This is a genomic window from Planktothrix tepida PCC 9214 (assembly GCF_900009145.1).
Classification (GTDB): Bacteria; Cyanobacteriota; Cyanobacteriia; order Cyanobacteriales; family Microcoleaceae; genus Planktothrix; species Planktothrix tepida.
In genome coordinates, this window is the sequence record NZ_LN889782.1 from 1,601,545 (window position 1) to 1,615,918 (window position 14,374).

Annotated in this window: 10 protein-coding genes; 8 read left to right on the forward strand and 2 right to left on the reverse strand. The window is 37.0% G+C overall.

The annotated features are described in order from the left end of the window. The first annotated feature begins 174 nt into the window (after window positions 1-174). Window positions 175-1,482: an MBT domain-containing protein gene (locus PL9214_RS10005; RefSeq protein WP_072718577.1), complete on the forward strand. Its 1,308-nt coding sequence runs from the start codon at window positions 175-177 to the stop codon at window positions 1,480-1,482. Window positions 1,483-1,599: 117 nt separating this feature from the next. Here the strand turns inward: PL9214_RS10005 and PL9214_RS10010 are convergent, their stop codons facing one another. After that, window positions 1,600-2,190, reverse strand: a complete 591-nt coding sequence (locus tag PL9214_RS10010) for an LppP/LprE family lipoprotein (protein WP_072718578.1) — start codon at window positions 2,188-2,190, stop codon at window positions 1,600-1,602. 311 nt (window positions 2,191-2,501) lie between these two features. Beyond that, a complete protein-coding gene (locus PL9214_RS10015; RefSeq protein WP_072718579.1) occupies window positions 2,502-3,746 on the reverse strand; it encodes a tRNA nucleotidyltransferase/poly(A) polymerase-related protein in 1,245 nt (414 codons plus the stop codon). Window positions 3,747-3,855: 109 nt separating this feature from the next. Here PL9214_RS10015 and PL9214_RS10020 point away from each other — a divergent pair, with 109 nt between their 5' ends. The 7 genes from PL9214_RS10020 (at window position 3,856) to PL9214_RS10050 (ending at window position 14,367) form a co-directional block, all read left to right on the forward strand. Continuing rightward, window positions 3,856-4,107 carry a Ycf34 family protein gene (locus tag PL9214_RS10020; protein ID WP_072718580.1) on the forward strand — a complete coding sequence of 84 codons (252 nt, stop codon included), beginning with the start codon at window positions 3,856-3,858 and terminating at the stop codon, window positions 4,105-4,107. 170 nt (window positions 4,108-4,277) lie between these two features. Continuing rightward, window positions 4,278-6,029: a serine/threonine-protein kinase gene (locus PL9214_RS10025; protein ID WP_072718581.1), complete on the forward strand. Its 1,752-nt coding sequence runs from the start codon at window positions 4,278-4,280 to the stop codon at window positions 6,027-6,029. Window positions 6,030-6,038: 9 nt separating this feature from the next. Beyond that, on the forward strand, window positions 6,039-6,701 hold the full coding sequence (gene tsaB / locus PL9214_RS10030; RefSeq protein ID WP_072718582.1) for a tRNA (adenosine(37)-N6)-threonylcarbamoyltransferase complex dimerization subunit type 1 TsaB: 663 nt from the start codon (window positions 6,039-6,041) through the stop codon (window positions 6,699-6,701). Window positions 6,702-6,933: 232 nt separating this feature from the next. Continuing rightward, entirely contained in the window at window positions 6,934-7,857 is a 924-nt protein-coding gene (locus tag PL9214_RS10035) for an undecaprenyl-diphosphate phosphatase (RefSeq protein ID WP_437126712.1), read from the forward strand. Window positions 7,858-7,937: 80 nt separating this feature from the next. Beyond that, a complete protein-coding gene (locus tag PL9214_RS10040; RefSeq protein WP_072718583.1) occupies window positions 7,938-9,260 on the forward strand; it encodes a TIGR03279 family radical SAM protein in 1,323 nt (440 codons plus the stop codon). A gap of 103 nt (window positions 9,261-9,363) precedes the next feature. Beyond that, on the forward strand, window positions 9,364-13,419 hold the full coding sequence (locus PL9214_RS10045; RefSeq protein WP_072718584.1) for a PAS domain S-box protein: 4,056 nt from the start codon (window positions 9,364-9,366) through the stop codon (window positions 13,417-13,419). Between the two features lie 3 nt (window positions 13,420-13,422). Then, window positions 13,423-14,367, forward strand: coding sequence for a diguanylate cyclase (locus PL9214_RS10050; protein WP_072718585.1), 945 nt, complete (start codon window positions 13,423-13,425; stop codon window positions 14,365-14,367). Window positions 14,368-14,374 lie beyond the last annotated feature (7 nt).

A 14,374-nucleotide genomic window follows, 5' to 3' on the forward strand; every position in this document is an offset into this window, starting at 1 on the left:
TTGAACCAAGGCAAGGGGTGACACAGGTTTATTTTACAGGATTTGGGTCACTATTTCTTATTTTAATAAAAATGGGCGATCACTTAATTTAAAATTTTGCTAAAGGAATGCGGATTTCTAATTTTAATAGAGTAGGATATTAAGTAACAATTTAGAGGGTTGAGACTCTGATTTATGGATAAATCTATTGTGCAGTTAGTGGATGAACTTCCCGCCGATAATATTACGGTGAAAGTCTTGAAGGCTATTGATTATTTAATGCCGGGACAGTGGACAAATTTAGTCGGATTTGAGAATAGTATCCGTACTATTACAGGGGAAACCGATACTCAAATCATCCAAAAAATTCGAGATCGGGCTGTTGTTTTATATCATGATCCAAAATCGGGTTATCAATCAGCCGTTCAATTATATCAAACCATTGATACGGCTGATGTAGCAATGGCAACAGCAGCTTTAGCCAATAAAGTTGGAGAAAAAATCAGCTTTCTGTCTATTTTAAGCAGTATTACGCCTAAACCTGAAGTTACCCAAAGCTTTGATTTAGTCTTAAAAATTGCGGTTGAGATTATTGCGTTTTGTAAGTTAAATGGCATTCCTCAACCCAACCCTCAAGAATTTGTTAAAGCCCTGAATAATAATTATCAAGATGCTGCATTAATGCGGATGGTGGCTTTAGTTTGTTTAGATGGAATGTTGCCATTAGGCCCTAACTTCTTGAGTAAAATCCATCAAACGATTGCTCAATCTGATACCACTATTTTAACCCAGAATCCAGTCTTTTCAGCCTTGAGTAATTTTATTCCAGGGGGGACACCTTCGGATAAATTGGGTTTTATAACCCAAGGGTTTGATGCAGTTCAGGGTTGGATTAATAATTTAGTGGCTAAAACGGGAATCACCCCCCAATCTATTTTTAATGCTTTGGGAAATTCTATCCAAATTGCGGATGATAATTTAGATTTTGTGGCTGCTTTTATTGATCAAAGCACAAATTATTATCAACATACAGGGATTCAAACCGTTGCGCGTAAAGTAATTTTACAAGCTCAAGAGTCTGTAAAATCGGAATTACCCGCAGCAACTTTACCGATTAATTCTAATCCAGTATCGGGTTCTGTTTCTTCGGGTTCGACTCAATATAAAGTCGGTCAAACGGTAGAAGTTTGGGATGAAGAGGATGAAGATTGGTATGAATCTACAATCCAAAAAGTCAAAGAAAACGAGTATTATATTCATTATGTTGGTTATGGTTCATCGGATGATGAATGGGTGAATGAAGATGAGGTTCGTGTTCGAGATCATCGGACAACGGATGATAATGGATATGGGCTGGGTCAAAAGGTGAAAGTTTGGGATGATGAGGAGGAAGAATGGTATTCCGCTATTATTGAAAAAATTGAAGGAGATCAATATTATGTTCATTATATTGGTTATGATTCTTCCTATAGTGAATGGGTAGACTCAGATGAAATCAGTTAACTCATAGTTGAGAATTTGACACAGTAACAATACTAATACAACCCGCCCGGGCGGGTTTAATTTTATTCTATTAAACTTTTTGATAATCATTCATTCAATTTTAAGCAGTAACATTTTTTATAAGTCACTATCAGAAAAAGCCCTAGTATTAGTTTTTACAGGAACAACGAGCGGGCGACCACTAACCGTATCAATTTTGAAATTAACTATTGTACTACCAGAAGGACAACAGGAAGCGTCAGAATCTCGATAACGATCAAATTTTACTATGAATGTCTTTTCTGTTAATAATTTAAAATCTCTAAAAGCTCCATCAAGGCGATATATAATAGTTGTTGGTGATCCGGTTCCAGCAAAAATACCGTTATGGAATACAAATATTTGAGATTCTGCTAAACGGCATTTTATATCTGTTTGTGATATTGCTAGAAATAGTGTTGTTTTGCCATTAGTTCTTTTATAGTTTAATAGTTTCCAACCTGCTTGTGTAATAAGACGTTCAGTAGTATTACGAGGAGGTTGAATCATCTTTTGACAATTTTCTGGAATGGGATATAATTTGGTTTTAGGAATATTAACCCCAGGTTTATTCCAATTTTGGGGGGTGGTTTGATCTAACCACATTTGGCGTTGACCCAATGCGGGAATAGCCAGACTGAATACAAGAGTTAAAGTTAATCCTAATTTATGGATGATTTTAGTTTGCATAAATATAAATAATTTCTTTACTAAAAATTTTTATTACTAATACAAACTTGCCTCAGTTTCTCTAAAATATCAATAGTCATGGGCTGATATTTTGTAAATAATTATTACACAATATAAGCAGTTTCTCAAAAATAAAGATAAAGATGAGTATTATCGTTCAAATTTTAATATTTTAAATCAATTGCAGTTATAAGTAATTAAAGAATTTTTAGCCTTTATGAGAACCTATAATCAAGGTTAATCGGGGCGGGTTTAGGTAGATTTTTTATGGATATTATCAATTTTTGTGAACCCGCCCCTACGAGGATTAATTATAATAATTGTTGAGCAAAAGCGATCGCTTCTTCAATGGTTGTGATTTTACCTTCAATTTGTCCTAACTGAATCTCTAATAAAAGTTCTCCAATTTTAGGACTCGGACGTAAATTTAAGGCTTCCATTAATTCATTCCCTGTTAATAACAGTTGGGGATGGGCGACGGGATCATTGGGGTTTAGATAACGATTCATTAAAGGAGAAATACTTTCTAAGGAAAATCCATCGGCTATTGCACTTACAATTAACGCTGAAAATAATAATCCTAAATTTTGGAATAAAAAATATTGTTCTCTTAGAGATAGCTCTCTGGTTTTTAACAACTTTAATTGAGATAAACCTTTTAAAATCGCTAAAGTGCTTTTTAATTCTAATTTACTCAATTTTAACCCTAATAATTCTGTTTCTGCTAAAGTAATATCCTGATTTAACAAACAAGTTAATTTTGCGATCGCTAAACGGGATATTTTTAAGGTATAGCTCAATTCTTGAGATAATTCAAGTAAAACTTGAGGGTAAATTTCTCCTACTTTTATTGCAGATATATCTATTTGAGATAATCGTTTAAACTGCTGGTCTGCACCCTTAAAATAAGGAGAAAGTAAACCAACTTCCCAAGCTTGTTGTATCAAAGGTGTTGCATTGGGGGTATTTAATAAATAAACTAACTCGGTGCGAATGCGTTCGACTGCAACCCGACTTAACAACGGTGCAAATTCTTGAATAGCAGCTTGGGTTTGATCCTCGATTTTAAATCCTAATTGGGCAGCTTGACGATATCCTCTTAATAATCGTAATGGATCATCTTGTAAATTTTCTGGAGAAATCATTTTAATTAAACGCCGTTGTAAATCTTCTTGACCCTTGTTAAGATCAATAAAGGTTTGGGTAAACGGATCAAAAGCGATCGCATTAACTGTAAAGTCTCGTCGGCGTAAATCCTGTTCTAAACTATTTCCTTGGGCTTGAGCAAAGTCAACTGTTACTTGGTCAAAGACAACCCGTGCAATATGCCGTTGAGCATCCAACAAAACGAACCCAGCCTGATACTGTTCAGCCAGAGTTCGCGCTGTTTTGACCGCATCTTGTAAGAGGACAAAATCTAAATCTAAAATGGGTGTTGTACGACCCATTAACCCGTCTCGAACTGCACCCCCAACCAAATAGGCAGGTTGAGGTAAATCATTCAGTTCAAACGGCCAAGTGGCAGGAGAGAAGACATCGGCTAAAGCTTCAGGCATTGCAACAAAAATCAATGAGATTGTCAAGCAGGTTAAGGCCTACCTACGCTAAATTAGCATCAAAGGGATGGACAAGTTTCACCCTTGGCAATCACCGAGGAATAGAATCATGTGTATTTGTGTGAATTGTCATTATGTTGATCGCTGTACCACCTACCACGCCGTAGAAACCCAGCATCAAGAACGCCATTTGACCGAAAACCCCACCTTTGAACCCACCGAACCCACCATTAACGTCAATATCCGCACCCCTAACGACTATGAAATTGAAATGGAATGGGATGTAGTCGGATGTTTGAGTTTTAAAGAAGAAAACGGTAAATGGGCGAAATTAAGACCCGGGGAGTTAGTTCCGACTTAAACAGTTATCAAGTATCCGCATTATCAGTTATCAGTAGAGACGTGCCATGGCACGTCTGTACCAGTTATCAGTTAATGGTTGAGTTTTAACTGTTAGCTTTGTTAGTTTTTAATAAAACTCTTCCCATTCGTAATTCGTAATTCGTAATTCCCTGTTCCCTTCTATAAAAAATGAGTTATTGTTTTAATCCGAATTGTTCTAATCCGCAGAATTTTAGTGATGCTAAATTTTGTCAAAATTGTGGATCTAAATTATTGTTGAGTTCTGTTTCTAATGAAGCTGAGTCTGTTGTTTATCGAGGGATTCAATTAATTGGACAGGGGGGATTTGGTCGGACATTTTTAGTGGTTGATGAAAGTCAACCCTTAACACCTTATTGTGTGATTAAACAATTTTTTCCCCAAGGGAGTAATGCGAGGAAAGCCACAGAATTATTTGAGCAAGAAGCTAAACAATTAAAAATCTTGGGGCAACATCCCCAAATTCCCACAGAGTTAGGTTATTTTGAACAAGACGGCTATCAATATTTAGTTCAAGAATTTATTGAAGGAAAAAATTTAGCTCAAGAATTGCAAAAAAAAGGGGTATTTACTGAAGAAAAAATATGGTTTATTTTAAAAGATTTGTTGCCAATTTTGCAGTTTGTTCATGAAAATAAAGTCATCCATCGAGATATTAAACCCGAAAATATTATTCGTCGGTTTAATACGAAAAAACCGATTGGAAATTTAGTTTTAGTAGATTTTGGGGCTGCTAAATTAGTCACCGGGGGAATGTTGCCTAAAACGGGAACCATGATTGGGAGTGCTGCTTATACAGCCCCAGAACAATTAATGGGAAAAGCCGTTTTTTCCAGTGATTTATATAGTTTAGGAGTGACTTGTATTCATTTACTGACTAATGTTCCTCCCTTTGATTTATTTGATAGTGCAGAAGGAAATTGGGTTTGGCGAGATTATTTAAAAGCACCTGTCAGTGATGAATTAGGATATATTTTAGATAAAATGTTGCAGGGTGCAACCCGTAATCGTTACAATTCGGCGGCAGCAATTTTACGCCACATTAATCCTAAACCGGATTATGTTCCAGTAATGCCGGGATTAACAATCAATCCTGAAACGGGATTTAAACCCTTACCAGAACAGCCTCAATTCATTCAGCCTTCTCCTTCTATTCCGAATATTTCTGATGTTTCTGAACCTGCGGTTTCTGAAGAAAAAGTTCCTGAATTACCCCCACCAAGACTCTTAAATAAAATCAACCTAATTTCAGGAATTCTTCAAAAGCGTTTAGAGCCCTATGGGATTATTCAGGTGAGCGTCAATCAAAACCATATCAATCAGTTAACGATTGTTTTAAATCGAGATAAAAATCGCTCTGTAAAATATAAAGAGTTAGTTCCAATTATCGGATATGAATTAACCTATTGCCAAATCAATAATCTTGAGAAAGTCAAACTTTTAGGGCGAGTGAATAATCAAAATGTTCCTGAATGGACATCTTTGTTAAAACTAGATCGAAAGACAAAAATTAGAAATCAAATGATCCGATTTCAGAATCATAAGTTTCTTTGGAAGTTGTTTCAATTGACAACTCGAACGTTTTGGAGCCAGCAAATTAAAAAGAAAGAATTCTGGCTTGATCTGTTAATGGTTGCCATGATTATCTTTATCTTTAGCGATAAAATTATTATCTTAAAACCCATCATGGCTTTAGTGATTGCGGGAGGATTTTGGGGTGTTAAACATCAAGTCACTCACACCAATACTCTGCAACTGAATCAACTGTTTGCAACGATTACCACTCTATTTTTAATGTTTGGCTGGTTAAATTTAAGGATTTGGGCGGACGGAATGTTTGGTATAATCCTAGCGGGCTTGTTTATTTCCATGCCCATCTTTTTTTCCCGCAATCCTTCTTAATTAGATTCTGTGCAACCGATTTCCTCTCAACCCGTTTATGGTTTAGCCATTCACACCAGTAGTCCTGACCTGGGATTAGCGATTAGTAACTTTCAAGACGTTCAGCGCAGTCAATCCTGGGCAATAGGACGGGATTTATCCACCCATCTGCATCACTATTTATTAGAGTTTATTCAACCCCAAACTTGGTTAGATTTAGGATGGATTACAGTAGCTAAAGGCCCAGGAAGTTTTACTGGAACTCGAATCGGAGTCGTCACCGCCCGCACCTTAGCTCAACAGTTAAATATTCCAGTTTTTGCCATTTCTAGTTTAGCGGCGATCGCTTGGAAAGAACAACTTCAACGCAGACAAAATCAGGATGAAAACTTAGTGATTGCATTAGAAATGCGAGCACAACGAGGTCAACTTTTTGTGGCAATTTATGGTCAAAATCCAGAAACCAATTTCGGCTTAGTTCCCCTTTTAGCGGATAGCGTCATGTCCTCTCAACAGTGGGAACAAACCATAGCGTCTTGGCAAACTCCCTATCATCGGGTAAAGGTAGAAGCAGGATTAGGAGAAACCGCCATGCAATTATTAGAATTAGGATATTTAGACTGGAAATTGGGAAAGCATTCTCACTGGTCAGAAGCATTGCCTTATTATGGACAGCATCCTGTAGAATTCTAAGAGAATTCTCATTTTAACCCTCCCTTAAATAAAAGCCTGTTTTAAATAACTTCTTATGAACAAATGACAATTTACTGTTAAAGTTAAGCCAGAGTGTTTTTAACATCAGAGTTCATTGATTAGCTAATCAGGCTATTATTTGATGGGTCTATAGATTGTATCCTGAAATTTCCCTTGTTAAGGGAAATAGGGACTTGTGATGTGTAATCAGATGTTATTGAGTTTGTCTTCTATGATTTCTATGCCTGATTTATTTTTGAATTTAGGAGCAGCAGATGTATTGGCTCAAACGGCATCTTCGGCTTCAATCGGTTCCGACATTAATCTATTAGAGGCATTTTTTTTAGGATTAATTCAAGGAGTAACAGAATTTTTACCCATTAGCAGTACCGCCCATTTAAAAGTCATTCCAGTCATGTTAGGTTGGGGAGATCCCGGTATTGAATTTACAGCCATTATTCAGTTAGGCAGTATTGCGGCAGTGGTGTGGTTTTTTTGGCAGGATTTAGTTCAAGTTGTCCTGGGATCATGGCGAGCGATTCAAAAAAAGGATTATGAGTCTGTAGACTTTCGTTTAGCGTTAGGGATTGCATTAGGAACGATTCCAATTGTCTTTTTTGGATTGTTAATTAAACTGTTGATTCCTGATTATGATAACTCTCCTTTGCGAAGTCTGGAAACGATTGCATTCGCCTCGATTGGGATGTCCATTTTATTGGGATTGGCTGAAAAAATAGGCAAACGACAACGGAATTTTGAACACCTTAAAGTTCGAGATGGAATATTAATGGGTTTGGCTGAAGCTTTAGCTTTAATTCCTGGGGTATCTCGATCAGGATCAACCATTACGGCTGGATTATTTATGGGGTTAGAACGGGCAACGGCTGCTCGTTTTTCCTTTTTATTAGGAATTCCAGCAATTACTTTAGCGGGAATCGTGGAATTAAGAATGGTATTTGCAACTGGTATCAGGAATTCAGACCTGATTCCCATCGGTGTTGGTTTAATTTCCGCCGCTATTTTTTCCTATTTATCAATTGCTTGGTTAATTCGTTATTTACAAAAACAAAGTACCTGGATTTTTGTTTGGTATCGTCTCGCCTTTGGAGTCATGATTTTAGTGGCTGTGTGGGGAGGTGCGTTAAAGAATATTTAGACTACAATCTTGTAGTAGAGTAGAGACGTGCCATGGCGCGTCTCTACGGAGTCTATGATTGTTAATGTTTAATTCCTCCTATGATTCGACCTGCTAAAATTACAACCGTATTACCCGATTCTATTGCTGAAGAAATTGGCTTTGAACCCGGAGATGCGATTGTTTCGATTAACGGACAACCACCTCGTGATTTAATTGATTATCAATTTTTATGTGCTGATGAAGTTTTAGAATTAGAAGTTTTAGATCGATTTGGGAAAACCCATCAACTTGAAATTGAAAAAGACTATGATCAAGATTTAGGCTTAGAGTTTGAATCCGCTTTATTTGATGGATTAATACAATGCAATAATCGCTGTCCGTTTTGTTTTATTGATCAACAACCCCCCGGAAAACGAGAAACCCTCTACTTAAAAGATGACGATTATCGCTTGAGCTTTTTGTATGGTTCCTATTTAACCTTAACCAATTTATCTCAACGGGAATGGGATAGAATTGCACAAATGCGTCTTTCTCCGTTGTATGTTTCTGTTCACGCCACCGAACCTCCAGTTAGAATTCGCTTATTAAAAAATCCCCGTGCGGGTCAAATCTTAGATCAGTTAAAATGGTTTAAAAAGAACCGTTTACAAATTCATGCTCAAGTGGTGGTTTGTCCAGGAATTAATGATGGCAAATACCTCGAACAAACCCTTTTAGATTTAGCTCAATTCCATCGCGGTAGAATCCCGACTGTTGCTTCCGTCGCGGTGGTTCCCGTGGGGTTAACTCGGTTTCGTCCCCCGGAAGATGAATTAATCCCAGTTACGCCTGAAAAAGCTCAAGAAATTATTACTCAAGTTCAGAATTTACAACAAAAATTTCAACAAGAATTCGGTTCAACTTGTGTTTGGATTGCGGATGAACTCTTTTTAATTGCGGGTGCAGAATTACCGCCTGAATCCCATTATCAAGATTATCCTCAAATTGGTAATGGGGTAGGTTCTATTCGCAAATTTATTAAAGAATTTGAACAAACTGTCAAACAACACCCGATTCAATCTTGTTCAACTCCCCGCCAGTTTACTTGGGTGGTGGGAAATGCCGTTGAAAAAGCCTTTCAACCCTTGTTAAACTCCTTAAATGACATTTCAGGGCTAACGGTGAATTTGGTGGCTTTAGCGAGTCAATATTGGGGTCAAGAAATTACGGTTACAGGTCTATTAACCGGACAAGATTTGCTGCAAGGATTAAAAGGAAAATCATTAGGAGATGGAATTTTATTACCATCGGTGATGTTAAAACAAGGAGAACCTGTGTTTTTGGATGATATGACCGTAGCAGAACTCGCAGAACAACTGGAGACAGAAATTTTTCCAGTGAGTCATGTTGAAGAATTAATCTCTATTGCGTTGCAGGATTAATTTTAATCGTAACAGAAGTGGTGTAGATCACTGAATTCTTATTCCATAATAAAGGAAGATTCACGATCAAGCCCATTTTTGTTTCAAAGGGGGTCAGGAGACAATGGTAGTTTCACAAGAAGTTACAATTCATACGACGAGACTGAAAGAACAAAGTCAAAGACATCAGCTTTTAACAGATACCGCTTTACGGATTCGATCTTCTTTAAGTTTAGATCTGATTTTAAAGACAACGGTGACAGAAGTTCGGCAATTGTTAGAATGCGATCGCGTGATCATTGAAAAATTTGAAGCCGATGGCTATCGAAGAGTCATTGTTGAATCTGTAGAAAACCCCCAATACTCACTTCTCGATGCAGGGGTCATCTATCACAATTCTGATTCAGATTTAGCTGTTGAAATTCGATTTGAAAACCAGCTATGGGGTAGATTAATTGCTCAGAATTTTAGGATCATTCAGCCATGGGAACCCGAAGAAACAGAATTTTTAGAAAGTTTATCGGTTCATGTTGCTTTGGGAATTGAACACGCGACGTTACTAGAGCAAGTGCAACAAGCTAATCGAGAATTAGAAGCAAAAGTCCTAGAACGAACGGCTGAATTAGAACAAACCAATGAACGATTAACGCAAGAATTAGAGCGCAGTCAAGAAACCCAAACGGCTTTAAAACACCAACAAGAAATTCTGAATAGTTTTTATAATTCTTCTCCAATAATGATGGGTGTCGTTGAACTATTTGAAACCGATGTTTTACATCTTTCAGTCAATTTAGCAACGGCTCAATTCTTAGGAAAAAAAAATGAGGAAATTCACCATAAATTTGTTAGTCAATTAGGTATAAATCACCCTTTGCTTCAACATTGGATGAATCATTATCGAGAAAGTCAAGATTTAGGAAAACCCGTCAAATTTGAGTGTCAATATGATCAACCTGATGGGAAAAAGAAATGGTTATCAGCAACGGTGTCTTATATTGGTTTATCGGAAAATGATCGTCCTCGGTTTTCCTATATTGTTGAAGATATTAGCGATCGCAAATATTATGAAGAATCCCTAAGACGATATGAACGCATTGTTGAAGCCACTGGGGATGCCATTTGTTTAGTGGATCAGAACTATATTTATCAAGTGGCTAATCCCGCTTACTTGAAATTGGTAAATCGACCCTTAGAAAAGGTGATTGGTCATTCTGTTTCTGAGGTTTTAGGGACTAATTTTTTTGAGCAAACCATTAAACCTTCTCTGGATCAATGTTTAATCGGGGAAGCCATTCAAGATGATTTATGGGTGGATATTGATCCTGTTAAAAAACGATATTTGAGGCGTACCTATACCCCCTATTTAGATGAACAGAAAACGATTTGTGGAATTGTTGGCAGTATTCAAGATTTAACGGATCTCAAAGAAGCCGAAAATGCACTGAAACACAATGAAGAACTATTTGCTTTAACAGTGCAACACGCTCCTGATGTCTTTGTAATTTATGATTCAGAACGTCGATTTGAGTATGTCAATCAACGAACATCCGAATGCACCCAAATTCCCATTGAAAACTTTATCGGTCGTCGAGATGAAGATATTTACCCCCCGGAAGTTTATTCTAAATATCTGCCCTTACTTGATCATGCAATTGCGACCAAAACCGTACAAATTGGAGAATTTACATTGCAAATGGAGGGACTAGAACCTTATATCGTGATTATCAAATACGTTCCCCTTTTAGATGATAACGGAGAGGTTCAACAAATTTTAGGTATGACCTTTGATATTGGCGATCGCAAACGCATGGAAGAAACTCTACGTCAACGAGAAGAACAGTTAAAAGCCGTTGCTGATAATATTCCAGGCGCAATTTTTACCTATATTAAACGCCCCGATGGTTCTGGTTTTTTGGAATATATTAGTGATGGTTGCTTTGAAGTCTTTGGCTTGACCGCCTTGGAATTAATGAACAATTATAAACTTTTAGAACCCGGGTTTCATCTCGAAGATCTCCAGGGACATCGAATAGCAATTTTAAACAGTGCAGCCACCCTTACCCCCCTGTTTTATGAGTTACGATATCAAATGCCCAATGGGGATATAAAATGGATTGCAGAAGCTTCCCGTCCTGAATATCGAGACAATGGAGATATTGCTTGGCGAGGGGTGATTTTAGATGTGAGCGATCGCAAAAAAACCGAATTAGAATTAAATGAAACCAGCGATCGCTTAAATTTCCTGCTCAATTATTCTCCCATTGTTATTTTAAGTTGCAAACCCGAAACCAATTATCCGATTACTTTTATCAGTGAAAATGTTAAAGAAATTGTCGGTTTTGAACCTCAAATTTTTTTAGAAAATTCGAGCTTCTGGATTCAACAGATTCATCCTGATGATGTAGAGTGGGTTTTAACCAACTTAGCAACAAAATTCACTGAGGATTATTATGTTCATGAATATCGGTGGTTGAAAGCAGATGGAACTTATAGCTGGTTTTTAACACAGTTAAGGAAAATTCGAGATGAAGCGGGGAATGTCGTGGAAATGTTGGGATATTTAGTTGAAATTAGCGATCGCAAAAGCTTAGAGCAAGAATTAGCCACATTACTCGAACAAGAAACCCGTCGGAGTCAAGAACTAACCCAAAAAAATATAGCTCTCGAACAAGCTCGACAGGAAGCAGAAATGGCAAACCAAGCTAAAAGTGAATTTCTGGCTAATATGAGTCATGAAATTCGTACACCCATGAATGCCATTTTAGGATTTACAGATTTACTACAATCTGTTGTTCATGAACCGAGATCTGTCTCTTATTTAAACGCTGTAATCACCGCTAGTCGAACTCTACTCGCCTTAATTAACGATATTCTTGATTTGTCTAAAATTGAGGCGGGGAAACTGGAACTCGATTATGGCCCCGTTAACTTACGGGTGCTGATTCAGGAAATTCAAAACATTTTTAACCATAAAGCCACAGAAAAAGGGTTAGTTTTACACATCCAAATTGAAGATAATGTCCCCGAATTGATTTATATTGATGAGATACGATTACGTCAAATTTTATTTAACGTTGTCGGTAATGCTCTTAAGTTCACGGAAAAGGGATATATTAGCGTTTCTGCACGAACTCAAACCTATTGTGCCTGCAATAGCGAAAAAGTTTGGTTAGAAATTGCGATTGAAGATACAGGAATTGGGATTGCACCCCATCAGCAGACTCGTATTTTTGAAGCCTTCGTTCAAAGTGCCGGACAAAGTAATCGTAAGTATGGAGGCACCGGTTTAGGATTGGCGATTACTCAACGCTTAACTCAAATGATGGGGGGGATTATATTGCTTCAAAGCCAATTGCGACGAGGCAGTATTTTTACCTTTGTATTTCCCGACATTGCTCAGGCTAAAAATCCGATCTCGGTCAAATTAAATTCTGGTCAAGATCGAAATCTCAACCAATTTCAAGCTAGTACAATTTTGGTTGTTGATGATGTTCAATCTAACCGAGAATTAATTCAAGGATACTTTGCCGGAACTCATCATTTATTATTTCTAGCAGAGAATGGAAAACAAGCAATTCAGATGGCAAATATTCATCAACCCGATTTAATTCTTCTGGATTTACGGATGCCGGAGATGGACGGAAAAATGGTGGCTCAATTTCTCAAACAAGATGAAAAAACTCGACAGATTCCGATTGTGATTTTGACCGCATCTTGTCAAAGTGAAGAACAAGCAAAAGTTCAATCACTCTGTCAAGGATTCTTGCGAAAGCCGGTCAGTTTGCCACAATTAGTCAGAGAAATGAAGCGACATTTAATATGCCAAAACTCTTCTAAAAATACCGAGATTGACAGAGAAAGTCCGCAAGAAAAACTAGGAGTTTCTCCTGTTTCATTCCTCAGTTCTGATGCGTGTACAGAACTCCTGTTTAAACTTCAACAAGAAGAAGAACAGGTTTGGAATACGTTGCGAAAAACATTAAGAACCAGAGATTTACAACATTTTGTTCAACGTCTGGCTGCCTGGGGGCAACAGTATCAATATCAACCTTTATTAGATTATATACAAACTTTAGAAACTCAATTAGAAGCGTTTGATTGGAATACAATTCCTCAAACTATTGAGGATTTTCCTCAGATTGGAGAAAGGTTAAAACTTTACTGCAAAGAAGGACTTTGATTTATGCAACTCAAAACATTTATTCCTGAAAATTTTCTGATTTTAATTGTTGATGATATTACTCAAAATCTGAAATTAGTCGGACAAATGCTTGGCGAAGTTGGATATAATACCACCTTTGCAACCAGTGGTTTTCAAGCGTTAAATCGACTAAAAAATAATCAAACGGATTTAATTTTATTGGATTTAATGATGCCTGAAATGGATGGATTAGAGGTTTGTCAAGTCATAAAAAATAATCCCCAGTTTCAAGACATTCCGATTATTTTCCTCACCGCTAGTCATGAAGAAGAGAGTTTAGTCAATGCCTTTGAGATGGGGGCTGTTGATTTTATTACGAAACCTTTTATCAAAACTGAATTGTTAGCACGGGTCAAAACTCATTTAACCCTAAAACATACAACCGATATCTTAAAAAACACTTTGTTACAACTCGAACAATTATCTCAACTGGATTCCCTGACCCAAATCTTAAATCGTCGTAGTTTTTTTAAAGTGGCTGAAGTGGAATTTAATCGATCAATTCAAGAGGGAAAAATCTTTTCTTTATTGATATTAGATTTAGATCATTTTAAACAAATTAATGATCAGTATGGTCATCTCATGGGCGATCGCGCTTTAATCACCTTTACATCAGTAATTAGGAATTACCTCAGAGAAGGTGATTATTTTGGACGCTATGGGGGAGAAGAATTTGTGATTTTATTATTAGATACTAATCTCGAAGATGCAGTTAAAATTGCCCAAGATATTTGTAGTTTAATTGCTGATTTATCTATCCCAACGGAGAAAGAGAATTTACAAATGACGGTAAGTATTGGAATCGCTATTTCTGAACCCCAGGATACCCGCATTGAGGATATTCTTTCTAGGGCAGATCAATCCCTATACCAAGCAAAAGCTCAAGGAAGAAATACTTGTTTTGCTGATTCATTAAAACCGGGTTAACTCTCTT